This window comes from Coleofasciculus sp. LEGE 07092 (genome assembly GCF_015207375.1).
In the GTDB taxonomy this organism is placed as follows: domain Bacteria; phylum Cyanobacteriota; class Cyanobacteriia; order Cyanobacteriales; family Coleofasciculaceae; genus LEGE-07092.
Genome location: NZ_JADEWY010000051.1, coordinates 1 through 17621, shown reverse-complemented (window position 1 = coordinate 17621; position 17621 = coordinate 1). Strand labels below are relative to the sequence as shown.

Here is a 17621-nt window from a genome sequence, read left to right as displayed (position 1 = left end):
TATCCATTTGTGTTGATTTCCTGATGAGATATGCTGTGATTTGCAATGAGTAGTCGCTGCCGCGAGCTGGTTGAAGGATACGTCACCAATGAGAAAGATTTTTGGGCTAGTAGCAGTCGGATTAGCGATCGCAGGCACTGTCACGTTACATTTTGCCTCTCAAGCCAAGGTCAATCAACCCGTCTCTGTATCTGATGCTGCGGTTGAACTTGCCAGTGTCACTTCCGAAAAGGAAGAGAAACAAAGAAATTCCTTATCGGTTACATCCGTTACCCCATCCGTTGCTACCTCAATTGACGAGATGGAACGTTTCCAGCAAGTCATGCAGGAGGCAATTGACCAAAACTTGCACGATTTGCCAATGGGGGAGATGATACAAGATCTCGCGCAAAGGTTTCTGGGTACACCCTACAAGGCAGGTTTGCTAGACCAATCCAAGGCAGAAAGTCTGGTTGTGACGCTTAAGGGATTTGACTGCGTGCTGTTTATCGAAACTGTCCTAGCGATCGCGCGGGGTGTAGCAGTGCAAGATTATTCCTATGATACGTTTAGCGATCGCCTTCGTGACCAGCGTTATGAGAATGGGGAAATCGATGGGTATTGCAGTCGATTACACTATTTCTCAGCTTGGGTTCAGGATAATCAGAAACGGGGGACTGTAAAAAATATTGCGCCGGAATTAGAAGGGGTTCCCCTGAAAAAAACACTCAATTTTATGAGTAATCATCGGCAGAGTTACCCTCAGCTTGCCAACGATGATGCTAATTATCAATGTATTGTCGAGATGGAAGCCGAACTTGAGGGTTTAACGGTTGATTACATTCCCACCAACCAGATTCGCCGCGTCTACAGTCAACTGCAACCCGGAGATATTATTGGCGTTGCTACAAATATTGCAGGTTTGGATGTCACCCACACTGGGCTAGTTTATCGTCAACCGGACGGTAATATAGGTTTTATTCACGCTTCACCTGCTGGGGAAGTGACAATTGCACGGGATTTACAGGGGTATGTGGGAAACGTTAGAAATGCGATCGGGATTTTAGTCGCTCGACCTGTTGACCCGCGCCAGATATAGCAACCGCCAAGGTGTTTAGGACATTTATGAATTTAGTAGAGACGTTGCATACAACGTCTCTACCAGGGTTTGTTTGTCCTAAGCGATGTGTCTACTGCTATAACTCCAATGGGCAGGAAAGTAAGCGAAGTCAGATTAAGACGATTGGAGGAAAGGTGACGGATGAATGAGTTCTCATCACTTAACTATCTGCCCTACCAATCATCTCTGCCACTATCTTCCCGGAACTCATCACCCCTGGTAATCCCGCTCCTGGATGGGTTCCGGCTCCTACACAATAGAGATTTGGAATATCCTCGCTTTGGTTGTACTGCGATCGCTAGCTCGTCAGCTATTTCGGGAGCGCCTGTTGAAAAGTCTTGATGGCATCAACGTGATTCACCATATTGATGCAACGTAACAATAAATCCACATCGATCCCTTTGATTTCCTTACTACTGGAAATCTTTTCGTAGTCAAGAGTGTTGCCCTCTCCCCGCAGGTGATAAATCTCTAACACTCCGTCTTCCCAGAACCACACTTCAGGAATCTTCAGCCGCTTGTATGCCTCCAGTTTGTTAATGCCGCCACTGGTAAACACCACTTCGATCGCCAGATCGGGATGCACTCGACCAGGGGCAAGTTTATAGGATTCATCCGCCTCTCGCTTGACAGCACCCGCTTCACTTTCCAAGGTCATTGAGCCAGTTGGGGTGAAGTCAAACCCTGCCATGAGCAAGTACAATTCCACCAATGCACCGATCCTTTCCTTTATTGTTTGGTGGGGTTCTCCTGGCATTCGTCGTATCTCTAGTACTCCATCTAGGAAGGAAAGCCGATATCCTGGACGGTCTAACAATTGCTCAACTGCTTTGAACTCTCTCCAAGTCAATCCCTCAAACAGGAGGGGTTCTTCTTTTTTGGGTGTTGCTATCGTTGCCGTGGTCATAAGAGTCTCTGGTCTGTTTCCAGATTAGGAGCGATCAGGTTTGGATGGCGATTTTAACGTAACTTCTTTTATAGTATGGGGTTAGGAAGCATATAACTGAGCATTGAGGCGATGATGGCTCGTCATTGAGCATGTCAATCGCCGGGTGAAGAGCTTTTGGATTCTAGTGGAACGCTTTTTAGCCCAGGTGGTAGCTTGCCTGGTTGATAGCCCACCAAAGCCGCTTCCAATTACAACAATGTTTATCAAACGCTCTCAGCTCCTGCTGATATTAGCTCCTGTCTTGTTGTTAGCATAGATTTACAATAGAACATCTCCTCCAGAGAAATATGACCTCATTGGTTCATGGACAGTGCATTAGTGCAGAGGAAATTGAACGCATTGTCAGCCGAGAATTCTCTCCGCAAATCTTTGTGCTTCTCTGTAATTCTGTCGCTTGGGCATCTGCTGGTAAAGAATGCTCCTCCTTACCTTCCTTTACTGAACGTATCTATGTTCCCGATGGTGGCAGGGATGCAGAGTGGACAATAGAAATAGCGCCTATCCAAAAGCACTCATCAGCTTTTTTAAGTTCTGGATGGAATGTTTATCAGTACAAGCATCGTGACGTTTCCGCTCGAAACAGGACAGAAATTTTTTCAAAATTAAAGACTGCTCTAAAGGGCGCTCTCAAAGATTTGGTTGATAGAAATAAACGCCAACCAAGTAGATATGTTCTTTTTACTAACTTACACTTAACACTTGATGAACAGAATGAATTAAGAGCAAAGATTTTCGATGGCTGTGAGCAACCAGAGATCACTGCCGTTGAAGTTGTAGAAGCTGCATTCTTAGCAAGTTCATTAAATAATCTTCCTCATCTACGCTCAAGCTTCTTTTCAACTGCTAAATTTACAACATGGCAGCAAGCCTGGTTTGAGCATGAGAACAAGAAAATTTATGGTGCAAACATCTCTTTAATTGGGAGAGATAAGCAGTTAAATGAGTTGAGAACTCTTATTAACAACTCCAAAGTCCGAGTAGTAATGCTTTCGGGAGCAAAGGATATTGGAAAAACCAGACTTGTACTGGAAGCAACAAAGCAGTGTTCGATTAGAACTGTAGTTTCAATAAATCGCACAGTCGAAGTAAGTGATTTGCGTTATCTTGAATCACCCAATTTGGAAACAATTGTTATTGTTGAAGATCCTAATCCTACTGAAGCCAAAAATCTGGTTAATCAAGTACTCTCATCCAGTAGTCTCAAACTTGTAATCACATTGCCGACTTCAGAGAATTCGCCTACGATTAATTTTGGATTAGATAAGCGAATCAAAGGGCTTCAACTCTTTCATCTTTTAGAAGAGGAATCAAGAGAGCTTTTGAAAGCTTCTGAAGCTAGATTTGACTATGCGATGGAGACATGGGTTGTCAAACAGGCGGGGGGGAATCCAGGAATATTATTATTGGCAGCGAAGCAAGGATCTACCCTTAGAGAAGAACACGATAGTTTTGTAGAGCAAATTGCTAAAGCTCTTGAGCAAGAAATTCGAGGAAAAATTGATAACACTGCTGTTGATATTCTCAAGTTACTGAGTTTGCTAGAGTATGTTGAAATTAAGGGTAGAGGCTATAGAGAGATAAAGGTTTTATGTAAATGGTTTGGACAAAATGTTCAGTTTGATGCAGTAGCTAAAGCGATCGGTAGCCTTACTGAGGCAGGGTTTTTGCAGATTCGAGGTGTATATGCTGAAGTTACTCCGCCATTACTTGCAAATCATCTCGCTGCTTCTTTGTTACAAGGTCGCCGTTCCGAGTTCCTAGCACTATTTGCTGATTTAAGCCAGGAAGAGCGATCGCGATTGATTCAGCGATTACAAGGGCTAAATCCAGAGAAGATTGCTTGGTTCTGGGATGAGATATTCAATCTAGATGGATTACTACGAGATTTATCTAGTGCTATTTCTAACAGAGAAATACTTTACTTGGCAGCTTGTGCAAACCCAGATAGAACCATCAAGTTAATTGAACAAAATTTAAAATCTACAACTTTGGAACAGCGCAAATCTCTGCAATACTCAGAACGAAATGCTTTAGTCTGGGTATTTGAAGAACTGATATTTCGTGAACGAACAAGTTTACGATCACTCCGGTGTTTAGGACTGATTGCTGAGACCGAACCAACTAGCGCCAACAACAGCAGTTCCACTGGTAAATTTTGTCAATGCTTCCGTCCACTTCATTCACAAGTACCATTACCTCTAAAATACAGACTCGAACTTCTAAAAAAATTTGCATCATCAAATCAATCCACTATCGAATCGCGCCTACTTGTCATTGAGGTAATCAAAACTACTCTTTATCGGTGGGGTTATCACTTTCTTAGGGAGGGAAAGGGTAATAAGCCTTTCGATCCAATGCCCCAGATGACTTGGGGTGATGTTTGGAGCTATCAAGAGGCTTTACTCATGCTTCTAGTCGAGTTAGCCCAGTCCGATGAACCTCAAGTAGCTGAAGCAGCCAGACAAGCGCTTCCAACGGTGATTGCAGAGTTCTCAATGCTCCAGTTTTCCCCAGAAATAACGGCTTCAGTATTTCAAAAGACTGTAGGTTGGGTTCTCAACCAACAAATTTATTTACCAATTTCCAAACTTGCTGATGCTCTACATAGCGTTTATAATTTTTACAAAGAAGATGAAAATAAGTTCAATTCAGAAACAAAACCTGAGGTTATAAAGTTACTTAATAATATTATTTATTTACTTGATTTGCTCAATAATGCTGATTTTTCAGTCAGGCTCAAGCGATGGGCAAGTAGTTGGACAAAAAGCCACAATGAATATGAACTAGATGAACACGGGAAACCTATATATCGTGACGAATTTGAGGCGAAAACGCTTGCACAAGAAGTTATAAATAAACCATCCATTTTAACAAGAGAATTACTAGAGTGGCTTTGCTCTGTAGAAGCACAAGAAGCACACAATTTTTCCTTTTGGCTTGGAAAGCTAGATTCTAAACAAAAATGGTTAACGCAAATTGAAAAAATTGGTATCAGACCAAATGGCATTAATATCTTTTCAGCTTACCTCGGAGGTCTAAGTCAGATTGATCGACAGTTTGTTAGTAACTACTTGGATAAACTTACGGAGTTAGGTGAGGTTAAAGCTAAAGCAATAGTTGTTGCTACTCAGAAACTTGGAGGCGATCTAGAAGGGGTCAATCGAATCGTGAAATTGATTCGAGATAAACGAGTTGATCCCAGTTTTGTTGAAAATGTACTTGAGTGGGGTAAATGGCTTTGCAATCTCAATTCGGGCGAGTATCTCCATTTGCTTAAAGCTATAGGGGGTTCAGACTTGAGGAATGCAGCAGCAGTTGTTAGATCTTTCTCTAGGTGGTTGCATCTCGAAAAAGAGATTGAGGGTAAACTTGCCGAGTTTGCCTGGAATTGTTTGGAGGCAAGTGATACAGCAGATCAAGACTACTACTTTGATCAGCTTGCCTTGCATCTCGTTCAAACTGATATTGAAAGAGGCTTTAAACTTCTAGAAAAACTACTTTTAAAACAATTAATAGAATATAAATCTTGGAACCCTATTAACAGGAATCACAAAAGAGAGTTTTGGGATTTTTTATGCAAATGCAATCGTGTGGTTGCCATCAAAATTCCTTTGGAAGCTATTTTGCAAGAATCATATCAAAGTCATCGAATTATTTGGCACCTTCAAGGAATTATTAATCAGGAAGAAGATGCAAATTTTCTAATAGAATTTGCTCTAGAATCCGAAGCTAAAGCCAAAATAGTTTGCGATATATTATCTATCCAAAGTACTAATTTTTGGCAAATTGCTTTTGAAATAATTACGCAATATCCTGACAGTCAAGAGATTAAGAATGCTTTATCATACCTTGTTGTACAACCTAGTTCATTGACATCTCGACTGGAATACCTAGAAAATGGACTTAATGTAGTAGAGCAGGCATTGAGTGAAAGAAATCCACCCTTTGATGCCCGTTCTTGGTTGGATGAACTTAGATCAGACCTACTTATCAAAATTACAAAAGAGCAAGGTTATAAGGAAGTTGAGCAAATAAGTACCCAAACTCTGATGTCACTATCAAGACCTCTGGATATTGGAAGAATCTGGGCAGTCAGAGGTCTACTACAGGATGGAGAGACAGATAGAATTCGTCAGTTACTTTCGCAGGATGAAATGTTAAAGATTTTAGCTATGCCCGATATATCGGAGGCTGAGAGACAACAGCTCCGAAACATATTGGGGCTTGAGGATGTACAGCTATCCGCCTACTCAAACACTTCTGCTAGCGTAAAGATAACATCTGTAGAAAGGCTAATCCTAATGTCAAACCAGTCACCTATTTTTAATCAGCAATACTCAACTATTGGTGTAAACTATGCGGCTGAGGGTAGCAAGCAAGAGTTTACTCAAAATGTTGCTGCCACAGAGCAAAATTTTGAAGTTTTGCTAGCTGATTTTGAGCAATTCATCAGTGATCTGCAACAAAAATATCCAAAGGTCACAGATGAAACGGCAATTCAAATCATTGAGGTTGAAGCTAAAGAAATTCAACAGAAGCAGCCTCTTCGTTGGCAAAAGTTTCTCGATTTGAAGCGGCTATGGAATGGAGGTAAAAAAGCAGCTTTCAAAGTCGGCGAACACTATGCTGAGCAAAACCCGTTGGGCAAAGGTGCAATCGCCTTTCTGGAAGGTGTGATGGAAGACCCGAAATAAGCACGGAACAGAATGGGAGAAACTCTGACTGTTGTCTACTGAACCATAACACTTCCTTGCTCAAGGTTTTGCGCGAGAGGAGCGATCAGCGACAATAGAAGCCTCAACGCAAACTGCCGCTACTGTCTCTAGAACCCCGAATGGACACCATCAAATACCTCCTGTCGGAAGACCAAATGCCCACTGCCTGGTATAACATTCAGGCGGATTTGTCCACACCTCTCCCCCCTGTTCTCCATCCCGGCACCGAGCAACCCATTACTCCCGATGACCTGGCTCCCCTCTTTCCCATGAGCCTAATTGAACAGGAAGTCACCCAGGAACGTTGGATTGAGATTCCTGACGAGGTTCAGTCCATCTACCGTCAATGGCGACCGACCCCGCTTTATCGGGCACGCCGACTGGAGAAAGCCCTCGATACCCCTGCCAAGATTTACTACAAATACGAAGGCGTTAGCCCTGCCGGAAGCCACAAACCGAATACAGCCGTTGCCCAGGCGTACTATAACAAGCAAGCAGGCGTAAAGCGACTGACCACGGAAACCGGAGCCGGACAGTGGGGTTCCTCACTGGCATTTGCTGGGGCACTGTTTGGGCTGGAAGTGCTGGTCTATATGGTGAAAGTCAGCTATAACCAAAAGCCGTACCGTCGAGCGTTGATGGAAACGTATGGAGCCAAAGTGGTTGCCAGTCCCAGTGAAGAAACCCATGCAGGGCGCTCAATCCTGGCAGCGTATCCCAACAGCACAGGTAGCCTGGGCATCGCTATCAGTGAAGCGGTAGAAGTTGCCGCCGGGGATGAGGAGAGCAAGTACGCTTTGGGCAGTGTCCTCAACCATGTTTTGCTGCACCAAACGGTGATTGGACAAGAAGCATTGGCACAGCTAGAAATGGCAGGAGATTATCCAGATATTGTCGTTGGTTGTACAGGTGGGGGCAGCAACTTTGCCGGAATCGCCTTTCCCTTTCTGGGCGCAAAGCTACGCGGTGAGCGAGAGGTTGAGATTATTGCCGTGGAACCCGCCGCCTGTCCAACTCTAACTCGTGGCAAGTACGCCTATGATTTCGGCGATACAGCACATCTGACTCCGTTAGTCAAGATGCATACCTTGGGCAGCACGTTTGTACCAGAAGGCATTCATGCGGGTGGCTTACGCTATCACGGGATGGCTGCGCTCGTTAGCCATGTGGTTAACCTGGGACTCGCACAAACCCGCTCTGAATATCAGTTAGGTTGTTTCGCCGCAGGGTTGACGTTTGCTCGTGTCGAAGGGATTCTTCCCGCTCCCGAAGCCAACCATGCGGTTAAGGCAGCGATTGATGAGGCATTAAAATGCAAAGAGTCTGGAGAGAGCAAGGTGATTTTGTTTAATCTTTGCGGTCATGGACACTTTGATATGCAGGCGTACATGGACTATCAGGCAGGAAAACTAGTCGATACTGAGTACAGTGCAGAGGAAGTAGCGATGGCTCTGGCAGGATTACCTGTTGTCGGTTAGGGCGAATGAGAGCTGATTTTCTACCGCCCTCAGTTGTTGATATTCAAGACAAAGACGCGATCTGCGCTAGCCTTCGGCAACGCCAAGGGCGAACGCTTTACTCGCTTCGCTATCGCTCTTTTTCAACAGCTTCAGCGTCGGGTGATTCAGGTTCCCTTTGAGCAAGGCACAACCCCAATCGCAACTGCCTACGTTCATCATTGTCCCGATCGATCAGCTTCCCAGTCGTAGCTTCGCTATCTTTACCCCTTTTAGCCCGAAGGATGTCATCAAAATTATCAAAGAAGGAATTACCAAAGGAGGTAAATATATGAGTTCCTATGTGCTTAGTTTTCAGGACATTGACAAAACAAAAATCATGGTTGTTGGGGGTAAAGGCGCGAACCTGGGGGAACTTTCCAGGATTGAAGGAATACACGTACCAGATGGCTTTTGTCTTTCTACGGTCGCCTTTAAAAGAATCATTTGGGAAACGTCGTCGATTAACGAATTGCTTGATCAGTTATCGCATCTATTGGTGGAAGACCGGGATAAAATCGGTGAACTTAGCGGTGAGATTCGCCGGGTCATCGAAGGGATAGCCATCCCTGAAGACATTAATGAAGAGATCACCCGCCTTCTCTCCAGGCTTGGAGAAAAAAACGCCTATGCAGTACGCTCCAGCGCAACTGCCGAGGATTTACCGACAGCCTCCTTTGCCGGCCAGCAAGATACGTATCTGAACATTATCGGAAAGAAGGCAATCTATCAGCATATCAGCAAATGCTGGGCATCACTATTTACCGAGAGGGCAGTAATTTACCGCCTTCAAAACGGCTTCGACCACCGTAAAGTCCACCTGTCTGTGGTTGTTCAGAAGATGGTCTTTCCGCAGGTGGCAGGAATTTTGTTTACTGCCGATCCCGTCACTTCTAATAGGAAGGTGTTATCCATTGATGCCAGCTTCGGACTTGGTGAGGCTTTGGTCTCCGGCCTGGTGAATGCTGATATCTATAAAGTGCGTAACGGCAAGGTTATCGATAAGAAGATATCCACCAAGAAACTGGCTATTTACGCCTTAAAAGATGGCGGTACGAAAGAACAGGAGATTGAGCCTGAGAGACAGAACAGGCAAGCGCTGACAGATGAGCAGATTTTGCAGCTTGAGCACATAGGTAGGAAGATCGAAGCACATTTCGGATATCCCCAGGACATCGAATGGTGTTTGACCGATGACACATTTTATATTGTTCAGAGCCGACCGATTACGACCTTATATCCCATCCCTGAAGCAACGGATCAGGACAATCACGTTTATGTCTCTGTGGGTCATCAACAAATGATGACCGACCCCATGAAACCCTTGGGATTGTCGTTATGGCAGTTAACCGCCGCTCGACCCATGTATAAAGCTGGTGGAAGATTGTTTGTTGATATCACACATGATCTAGCTTCACCTGTTAGAAGAGAAATTGTAGTAGATGCATTGGGAAAATCCGATCCGCTCATAAAAGACGCACTTATGACCATCCTAGAGCAAGGATATTTTATAAAGCCGTTACCCGATGATCAAAAAGAACTAAGTCCCGGTAAAAACAATAAAGGTATATCGCCTGCAAATTTTCAAACGCAAATCGAATACGATCCCACCATCGTTTCTGATTTGATTAAGAGTAATCAAGCATCAATAGACGAGCTAAAACATCACATCCAAACGAAATTAGGAGCGGATTTATTTGATTTTATTCTGGAAGACACCCAGAAATTAAAGAAGAGTTTATTTGATCCACAAAGTTTGGGTGTGATTATGACTGCTATGAATGCTTCATCATGGCTCAATGAAAACATGGAGGAGTGGTTAGGTGAAAAGGCTGTAGCAGACAAGCTTTCTCAATCCGTACCCAACAATGTCACCTCGGAAATGGGTCTGGCGTTATTGGATGTCGCAGATGTGATTCGTCCTTATCCCGAAGTCATTGAGTATTTACAACATGTAAAAGACGATAACTTTTTGGATGACCTGGTTCAGTTTAATGGCGGGCAGGAAACCCGAAACGCTATCTATGCTTATCTCAACAAATACGGAATGCGATGTAGCGGAGAAATCGATATTACGAGAACTCGTTGGAGCGAAAAACCAACGGCACTTATCCCCATGATTCTCAGTCACATCAAAAACTTTGAGCCTGGTGAAAGCGATCGGAAATTTGAGCAAGGGCGACTGGAAGCTTTGAAAAAAGAACAAGAGTTATTAGAGCGATTGAAGCAATTACCAGATGGTGAACAAACAGCGGAAGAAACCAAACGAAAGATCGACCTGCTCCGGAATTTCATCGGTTATCGTGAATATCCCAAGTACGGCATAGTTAATCGCTATTTAGTTTATAAGCAGGCTTTAGTGAAAGAAGCCGATCAACTTGTACAAGCCAACGTTATTCATGAAAAAGAAGATATATACTATCTCACTTTTGAAGAATTTCGTGAAGTTGTACGCACAAATAAACTGGATTACGAGATCATCAGCAAACGAAAAGACGAGTACAAATTGTATGAAAAACTAACTCCGCCCCGTGTTATCACGTCTGATGGTGAAATTGTTGCAGGTAAGTACAAACGAGAAAATTTCCCAGCCGAAGCTATTGTAGGTCTACCTGTTTCTGCCGGAGTTATAGAGGGACGAGCACGTGTCATCTTAAACATGGAAGATGCTGATCTCGAAGATGGAGATATATTAGTCACCGCCTTTACTGACCCTAGCTGGACACCATTATTTGTATCCATAAAAGCCCTAGTCACCGAAGTTGGTGGGCTGATGACCCATGGAGCAGTTATCGCACGTGAATATGGCTTACCAGCAGTTGTCGGAGTGGATAATGCTACCAAACTGATAAAAAATGGGCAACGAATTCGCGTGCATGGAACAGAAGGGTATGTTCTCAAACTATAGTCATAGGAGGATCGCAGCGAGCGTGAGCATAGCCTGGTAGGGAAGCGGACTGCTTCTCGTAGCGCGTCGCAACCCGCCGAAATTGCTTCAGGCGGTTGATCGGCCGCTCGACCCGGTTGCGTTCCCGGTACGAGTGAGAACACGCCCTAGCACCGTCCCCAGCGATCTGCGCTAGCCTTCGGCAACGCCAAGGGCGAACGCTTTACTCGCTTCGCTATCGCCTAGTTCAGCCAACTTTACATTTCTTTAGAGACAGCCTCTTACAGAATACGTTTCCACAACAGAACCCTAATTTAAAATCTCATCCCGTGACGTTTTACTACTCCTGTCCGGATTCGGTTGTAACTCTTCTGGCAAAGCTTGAACCGCTCCCCACTGATTGACAAAATCCTGTAAAAGTGCTTCTTGTTGGGTGCGGAAACCCTCCAAGTTAGATCCAACATTCATCGTGGCAAACCAAACAGTTCCCTGCTGCTGAGTGGGTAAAGCTCCCCCTAAAGCACTAACATTATTCAAACTTCCCGATTTGACGACGGCTAACGAGGGAATCTGGCGCTGATTTAATATCCCTTCATCTTGTCCCACAATGGCGAAGATATCCCCAACCGTCATTTTATACGGCTGAAGATACCGCTCAAGCGCCAGAAACATGGCACAGGCGGCGCGGGGAGAAATCCGGTTAAGTTCGCTCAAACCCGAACCGTTGACTAGAATAATTTCAGTTTGGGGAACCCCTGCTGCTTCTGCTGCTTTGTAGGATACCGCTTTGGCACCGCCAACGGAATTGGCTAGCATTTCTGCCATCTTGTTGTTGCTGTACTGATTCATTTTTTTAACCAGTTCGGCGAGGGGGAAAGAAGAATGGCGCACTAGGGGTTGCACGTTGCTAGGAGGTAAGGGGGATACTTGAACGGAACCCGCGATCGCAACTTGGGGTTTTGGAGTGCCTGGGGGTAAGGTTTGATATTGGGTTTGGGCTTCAGCCGACCAAGTTTGAGCATTTAACCCTTGCCTGAGCAGAGTCCCTGACTTGAGGGGGTCAAACTCAAAATTCATGTAAAATTTGCCAGTGATGACTAAATTCCCCGTCACCTGCTGAATACCGAGCTGATTTAAAGTATTACCGAGAGCGATCGCTTCTTCCCAGACAAAAAACGGATCTTCTCCTCCCTGAATCACTAAATCACCCTTCAGGACACCGTTTTCAATGGCACCTGTTGCACCGATGAGGGTAATAAATTGATGATCGGGACTGAAAGTAGAAAGTGCAGCGAGAGACGTTGCCACCTTGGTGATAGAAGCAGCAGGTAGGGGAACTGTACCTTGGTGATTAGCTAAAAGCGTGTTACCCGATTGAATCCATATCCCGTGGTTTTGCTTGGCAAATCCCTTGGCTGCCAACCCATTGATGTACTGCTCAATTTTCTCTTGGGTGGCGGGATCGGGGTTATGGGGAGGCGCGAGAGAGATTAGCTCGGGTTTTTTCTCAAGTTCTGCGGGATTTTCCGGTTGTGCGGCACTCTCGACTTCCTTAACAGATTGCTGCGAAGTATCAGACGAGTTGGAACACCCACTCAGGAATGCTAGCAGGACAATAAATAGAGTAGCCGTCAAGGGAAAGGGTTTTAGCATTGGGTTCATCTGAGCCAAAACGTTCAAGTTCCTATTATGAACGCCAGTAGAGACGTTGTATGTAATGTCTCTAATGCATTTTGGCATCCGGATCGATCGCTAAACTTACTTGCCAATCGCTTGGCAGCGCAGCGTGAGCTGGCGAATTTCAATGCAGCAACTTGTCCGACTAGCTGGCAGCATTAACTGCTATGTAATATTTCCCTACTCCCTACTCCCTACTCCCCCTTTCCCCTTAAGCAAAGGCTTTAGATATCATGTACCCTGCCATCAACAGCAACAAACCCCGAAACAACAGAGTCACAAGCTTTTCGGGTAACTTAAACAGCAGCCGCGCTCCGATTTGTGCGCCACAAAGAGCGCCACTTCCTAGACAAATTCCAGCTAGCCATAATACATTGCCGGATGCAGCATGACGAGCAATTGCCCAGCTAGAGATTAGGAGTATAGCCCCTAAACTAGTGCGCACAGCCTCTTTGATTGTTTCTCCTAGAAACAGCATTTGCAGGGGAACCATGACTATGCCCCCGCCGACGCCAAACAAACCCGAAAGAACCCCAGCCAGTAAACCAATACCTTCACTCTGATAGATTCGCTGTTCAATAGAAGTTTTTGTCGATTGAGCTGGGCGGAGTTTGCGTTTGAGGCTAATTAGATAAATCGCTATCACCTGCAAAGCGGCAAAACTTATCAGTAATGCTTTGGGTGGCAATGCATTGGCTATCCATACACCGACTTCTGTCATTAGCATTGCCGGAGGAGCTAACAGCAGAACCTGGGTTAAGTTCAACTGTTTCATCCGCCAATTTTGATAAGTTCCTGAAGCTGAGGCAAGGACTATTCCTACCAAACTAGTTGCGACTGCCTGTAGAGGAGTGGCTCCCCAGTACGTTAAAGTCGGAACCATTAGCAGTCCACCGCCGATGCCTAATATCGCCGCGAGAAGACCGGTAATAATTCCGATCAATAATAAACCGAAGAACGAAGGGTCTAAACCATTCATAAAACTCATAGAAGTAGATACACCCAACAGATGCAAATGAAACGTCTACGTTAAATCCTCTGAAGAATAAATTTGAATAAGTTTCAGACGGTAGACTACCATGTTTTACTTATAAAATCAATCAACTTGAGCATTGATATACGTTAGGGTTGTCTAAAAAAGTGAGTGCATTTCCAATCAGCTAACATCTAGACTTAGAGGCTAAGTTTAGCACTCTTGATAATGCACTCACAGATTACCTCTTACAGTGATTTTACGCCCAAGTTCTCTCGGGAGCCTTAGTGAAAGATTTTATTTCGATGCCGTGTCCCGAAGGATCTTCGATAAACATAACGTGTTGTTCATGATTTTTGCCAATAAAACGAACCCGTGGTTTTTTAATAAACTTAGTATCATTTGCAAGGAGCCGCTTTTTAACTTTTTCAAATTCCTCAAGATTTAATGCCGCTCCAAAATGGGGGATAGGTACGTCTTCTGCATCAACTTCTCGTTGAACATTTTTAGCGTCATATCCCGGTAAATGATGGCAAGTCAATTGAGTACCGAAAAAGTCGAAATGAGCGGATGATTTGCTAGCACGACGCTCTTCAATGCCAAGGATCTCTTTATAAAAGTAGCGAGTTTTTTCAAGATCGGTAACGCACATAGAGAGATGAAATGGCACAACTGTCATGGATAAACTCCCTGGTCTATGATTAGCAGTTTTAGATTTAAGGAAATCAGTTGGATTCATCGAGGTGAGAATCTTTTGTTTTCCCTAAATCAATATTGGCATAGCCTACCTAGGGACTGTCCATAGAAATTTGGAAACTTTACAGAAACTTTAAATATTGTTAATGAAGAGAATGATTAACGGATCATACCGAAAAATGCACCCATTTTTTGTCATACAGCAATCTCTTTTTGTCATACATTAAATGGAGCGAATTACGATTTTATTATTTTATGTAATACGATATATTTGTAAGTCTCTCTAGGACTATTTTTGATTCAGATTGCGTTGTAAGACAACTCCTTTTAATTATTAATCACTATTGTCAAGTTACATTGAGTTAGGGTAATAATTGAATAGGTGTGTTTACAAAAACTAGTATTCTGCCTGCTCTAGTGCTGGTATTGTTACGAAACTTGGCAAGTTGAATGAGATGAAGTTTCCTAAAAAACTAGCCGACTCAGCCGTTATCAAAAAAACGCTGTACCAGATTGCATAAACTACCAGAGACACTGCTGTGTCAACAACAAGGGTTCTGCTCTACATCGATTTGTACCATAGTGTTGACTGGCATCTACCTACTGAAAAGCTACAACACAATCAACTAGGTAGCCGATTTCAATCTCATTCAGTCAAGGTAATATACCGAAAAAATACATAACTGCAAATTCCGCTAGGAAATATTGGTATACATCCATAGTTTTAATCTGAGTAAACAGCTTTTAGATAGGCGGTTTACTAGAATTCAACTGCCCTCGTACTGAAATATTGTACTTCTAGGCTTTTTAGAGATCAGCTTCAGGGCGCATTTGCTGACTCCAAACGCCTGCAAAATTTTGATGTCTAGTTTTTTTCAATCAGTCCATCACGGAGATAGTGTAGTGAGAACGACCAGGCAAGCTACCCCTATTGTTTCAACTCGCTTTTTTTCGGCTTTCAAGCCAATTCAGTTTCTCGAAAATTTAAAGCAAATGCGGTTTAGCGGTCAACTCGTGTTTACCGCTCGAACGGGACAACAGTGGTTTATTTATCTATCCTTGGGTAAGATCATCTGTGCAACTGGAGGAGTTCATGTCGTAAGACGCTGGCGCAGACATTTAGCAACTCACTGTCCTCAGATGCTGACTCGTAGTTTAGCCAGACAATGGGATCTATCGGGGCTTGATATTACAGCCTTTACAGCCTGTTGGGAATATCAGCTACTGTGCTTGTGGGTGGCGCAACAACAAATTTCTCGGGAACAAGCCGCGAAAATAATTCGCTTGATCATTACCGAGATTTTGTTTGATGTAGTGCAAGCAATGCCCGTTACTCATCAAATCAAGGAAGATCACTCCTTATCTGGGCAACTTGTCCCCATTGATGTGCAACAAGCGCTCACAGAGATTGAAATAAGGTGGCAAGTTTGGCGAGATGCTCAGGTTGTTCACTATTGTCCCAACCTAGCTCCGGTTATCAAACAACCCGAACAACTCCGACAACGCACATCAGCACAGATTTACCAAACCCTAACCCGACTTCTCAACGGGCAGTACACCCTGTACGATATCGCCGTGCTGATGAAGCGAGATGTTGTCCAAGTCGTCTCTTCGTTCCTGCCTTATCTGCACTTGGAATTGGTAGAACTCATTAGCATTCCGGATCTAGCGACTCCGGTTCGTCCAACAGTCCCCACTCCACCCATCATCTCTAAAGCCGCAGAGCCTGCCCAGTTTTTGGTTGCCTGTGTGGATGACAGTCCTTTAGTGTGCAAAACCATGGAATCTCTTCTCACCGCTGCTGGCTATGAGTTTTTAGGGGTGAGTGATGGTTTGCGAGCGATCGCTATGTTGTTAGCTCGTAAGCCAGATGTGATTTTTCTAGATCTAGTGATGCCCAACACTAACGGGTATGAAATTTGTGCTCACTTACGCAAATTGTCCTATTTCCGCACTACCCCGATTTTAATCTTGACTGGGAATGATGGCATTGTGGATCGGGTTCGGGCGAGGCTCGTCGGAGCCTCGGATTTCTTGAGCAAACCGTTAGATGCAGGAAACGTGTTAAGCGCCATCCGCAAGCACTTAGAACAAGGTGCAACTCGTCATTCATCCTTACCCTAAACCTTTTCTGTTTTTTTCTTTTTTACTGAGGAAAATACCATGGATACTGCCCTAGTTGTTGAAGATTGCTTGACTCAAATGGCTGTGCTCACAGATTGCCTAAAACAAGCCGGTCTCAATGTCGTGATTGCCCACACTGGAGAAGAAGCTCTCGTTAAAGTTCGCCACTACAAGCCCAGTGTTATCGTTCTCGATGTCGTACTACCGGGGATCAGTGGTTTTGAAATCTGCCGCGAACTAAAAACGACAGCCGAAACAAAGGATATACCCATTGTTCTGTGTTCCACCAAAGGGAGCCAAATGGATAAATTTTGGGGAATGAAACAAGGAGCCGATGCTTACATCTCCAAGCCTGTCGATCAGGAAGAGCTTTCACAGACGGTTAAACGCTTGATCAAGTACTAAGCTTCACCCAAATCAATGTCTGACTCTTTATCAATCTCCAAGTATCAGTTACCTCCTCTAGAGAAACCCTCTCTCCCCTCCCTAACCGCCAACGAACAGTTTTTGCGATTTTATCTTGAACCCGATACAACCGCACTCCTACCAATTCAAGAACTGATTGAGGTATTAACTGTTCCAGTCGGTCAAATTGTACCTATTGCCTATCTGCCTGCCTGGGTGATGGGAGTCTACAACTGGCGGGGTGAAATCCTCTGGATGGTCGATTTGGGGCATCTCCTTGGGCTGACTCCCTGGTATCAACAAGAGATAAGCGCTTCAACCCACAGGGCAGTGGTACTACAGGTTTGTGATAGTGACAACATTAATAATCAGATGCTGGGGCTAGTGGTAAACCGAGTCGAAGATATTGAGTGGTGCAATCCAGATGTGATCAAGTCCCCAGCATCATCAACGCTCACCCCCGAACTAGAGCCATTTTTGCGCGGATACACTTTGAAATCCAACGGTGAAATGTTACTCCTTCTTGACGGGGAAGCAATTCTTTCCTCAATGCCCAAGTTGGGGTGATGGGAGTTGGGGAGTTGGGAGGCAGTGGAGCGG

At 44.4% G+C, this 17621-nt stretch carries 13 protein-coding genes and 1 pseudogene; 9 read left to right on the top strand and 5 right to left on the bottom strand.

Features of this window, described 5'->3' with window-relative positions:
- The first annotated feature begins 88 nt into the window (after positions 1–88).
- A complete protein-coding gene (locus IQ257_RS14255; protein WP_193876740.1) occupies positions 89–1078 on the top strand; it encodes an N-acetylmuramoyl-L-alanine amidase-like domain-containing protein in 990 nt (329 codons plus the stop codon).
- 331 nt (positions 1079–1409) lie between these two features.
- Here IQ257_RS14255 and IQ257_RS14250 read toward each other — a convergent pair whose 3' ends face one another.
- On the bottom strand, positions 1410–2006 hold the full coding sequence (locus tag IQ257_RS14250) for a Uma2 family endonuclease (RefSeq protein ID WP_193876738.1): 597 nt from the start codon (positions 2004–2006) through the stop codon (positions 1410–1412).
- Between the two features lie 329 nt (positions 2007–2335).
- On the opposite strand from IQ257_RS14250, the gene IQ257_RS14245 reads away from it, so the two are divergent.
- The 4 genes from IQ257_RS14245 to ppsA all read left to right on the top strand — a co-directional run bounded on the left by IQ257_RS14245 (position 2336) and on the right by ppsA (position 11167).
- Positions 2336–6742 (top strand): ATP-binding protein, encoded by a 4407-nt coding sequence (locus tag IQ257_RS14245; RefSeq protein ID WP_193876736.1) that lies wholly within the window; start codon positions 2336–2338, stop codon positions 6740–6742.
- Between the two features lie 140 nt (positions 6743–6882).
- Entirely contained in the window at positions 6883–8241 is a 1359-nt protein-coding gene (locus IQ257_RS14240) for a TrpB-like pyridoxal phosphate-dependent enzyme (protein WP_193876734.1), read from the top strand.
- Positions 8242–8246: 5 nt separating this feature from the next.
- Positions 8247–8402, top strand: coding sequence for a hypothetical protein (locus tag IQ257_RS14235; protein WP_228060705.1), 156 nt, complete (start codon positions 8247–8249; stop codon positions 8400–8402).
- A 149-nt stretch (positions 8403–8551) separates the two neighbouring features.
- A complete protein-coding gene (gene ppsA / locus IQ257_RS14230) occupies positions 8552–11167 on the top strand; it encodes a phosphoenolpyruvate synthase (RefSeq protein ID WP_193876731.1) in 2616 nt (871 codons plus the stop codon).
- Here the strand turns inward: ppsA and IQ257_RS14225 are convergent.
- Positions 11168–11297 (bottom strand): annotated as a pseudogene (locus IQ257_RS14225) (IS5/IS1182 family transposase); the annotation flags it as partial.
- A gap of 158 nt (positions 11298–11455) precedes the next feature.
- Positions 11456–12799, bottom strand: a complete 1344-nt coding sequence (locus IQ257_RS14220; RefSeq protein ID WP_193876754.1) for a D-alanyl-D-alanine carboxypeptidase — start codon at positions 12797–12799, stop codon at positions 11456–11458.
- A gap of 36 nt (positions 12800–12835) precedes the next feature.
- On the opposite strand from IQ257_RS14220, the gene IQ257_RS14215 reads away from it, so the two are divergent.
- Positions 12836–12985 (top strand): hypothetical protein, encoded by a 150-nt coding sequence (locus tag IQ257_RS14215; RefSeq protein WP_193876729.1) that lies wholly within the window; start codon positions 12836–12838, stop codon positions 12983–12985.
- A gap of 49 nt (positions 12986–13034) precedes the next feature.
- On the opposite strand, the gene IQ257_RS14210 is transcribed toward IQ257_RS14215, so the two are convergent.
- The gene (locus IQ257_RS14210; protein WP_193933074.1) at positions 13035–13811 is read right to left on the bottom strand and encodes a sulfite exporter TauE/SafE family protein; all 777 of its coding nucleotides are present in this window, start codon (positions 13809–13811) and stop codon (positions 13035–13037) included.
- Positions 13812–14055: 244 nt separating this feature from the next.
- Positions 14056–14535: a VOC family protein gene (locus tag IQ257_RS14205; protein ID WP_193876725.1), complete on the bottom strand. Its 480-nt coding sequence runs from the start codon at positions 14533–14535 to the stop codon at positions 14056–14058.
- An 860-nt stretch (positions 14536–15395) separates the two neighbouring features.
- Between IQ257_RS14205 and IQ257_RS14200 the strand changes: the two genes are divergently transcribed.
- The 3 genes from IQ257_RS14200 to IQ257_RS14190 are packed head-to-tail and all read left to right on the top strand — an operon-like array spanning position 15396 to position 17588.
- The gene (locus IQ257_RS14200; RefSeq protein ID WP_322744333.1) at positions 15396–16616 is read left to right on the top strand and encodes a response regulator; all 1221 of its coding nucleotides are present in this window, start codon (positions 15396–15398) and stop codon (positions 16614–16616) included.
- Between the two features lie 39 nt (positions 16617–16655).
- Positions 16656–17021 (top strand): response regulator transcription factor, encoded by a 366-nt coding sequence (locus tag IQ257_RS14195; RefSeq protein WP_193876721.1) that lies wholly within the window; start codon positions 16656–16658, stop codon positions 17019–17021.
- 15 nt (positions 17022–17036) lie between these two features.
- Positions 17037–17588 (top strand): chemotaxis protein CheW, encoded by a 552-nt coding sequence (locus IQ257_RS14190; RefSeq protein WP_193933072.1) that lies wholly within the window; start codon positions 17037–17039, stop codon positions 17586–17588.
- The last annotated feature ends 33 nt before the right edge of the window (positions 17589–17621 follow it).

Coding starts and splice junctions, on each gene's coding strand:
- IQ257_RS14210 (WP_193933074.1), bottom strand. CDS start 13,811: ATGAGTTTTATGAATGGTTTAGACCCTTCGTTCTTCGGTTTATTATTG.
- IQ257_RS14190 (WP_193933072.1), top strand. CDS start 17,037: ATGTCTGACTCTTTATCAATCTCCAAGTATCAGTTACCTCCTCTAGAG.
- IQ257_RS14235 (WP_228060705.1), top strand. CDS start 8,247: ATGAGAGCTGATTTTCTACCGCCCTCAGTTGTTGATATTCAAGACAAA.
- IQ257_RS14255 (WP_193876740.1), top strand. CDS start 89: ATGAGAAAGATTTTTGGGCTAGTAGCAGTCGGATTAGCGATCGCAGGC.
- IQ257_RS14215 (WP_193876729.1), top strand. CDS start 12,836: ATGAACGCCAGTAGAGACGTTGTATGTAATGTCTCTAATGCATTTTGG.
- IQ257_RS14205 (WP_193876725.1), bottom strand. CDS start 14,535: ATGAATCCAACTGATTTCCTTAAATCTAAAACTGCTAATCATAGACCA.
- IQ257_RS14240 (WP_193876734.1), top strand. CDS start 6,883: ATGGACACCATCAAATACCTCCTGTCGGAAGACCAAATGCCCACTGCC.
- IQ257_RS14195 (WP_193876721.1), top strand. CDS start 16,656: ATGGATACTGCCCTAGTTGTTGAAGATTGCTTGACTCAAATGGCTGTG.
- ppsA (WP_193876731.1), top strand. CDS start 8,552: ATGAGTTCCTATGTGCTTAGTTTTCAGGACATTGACAAAACAAAAATC.
- IQ257_RS14245 (WP_193876736.1), top strand. CDS start 2,336: ATGACCTCATTGGTTCATGGACAGTGCATTAGTGCAGAGGAAATTGAA.
- IQ257_RS14250 (WP_193876738.1), bottom strand. CDS start 2,006: ATGACCACGGCAACGATAGCAACACCCAAAAAAGAAGAACCCCTCCTG.
- IQ257_RS14220 (WP_193876754.1), bottom strand. CDS start 12,799: ATGCTAAAACCCTTTCCCTTGACGGCTACTCTATTTATTGTCCTGCTA.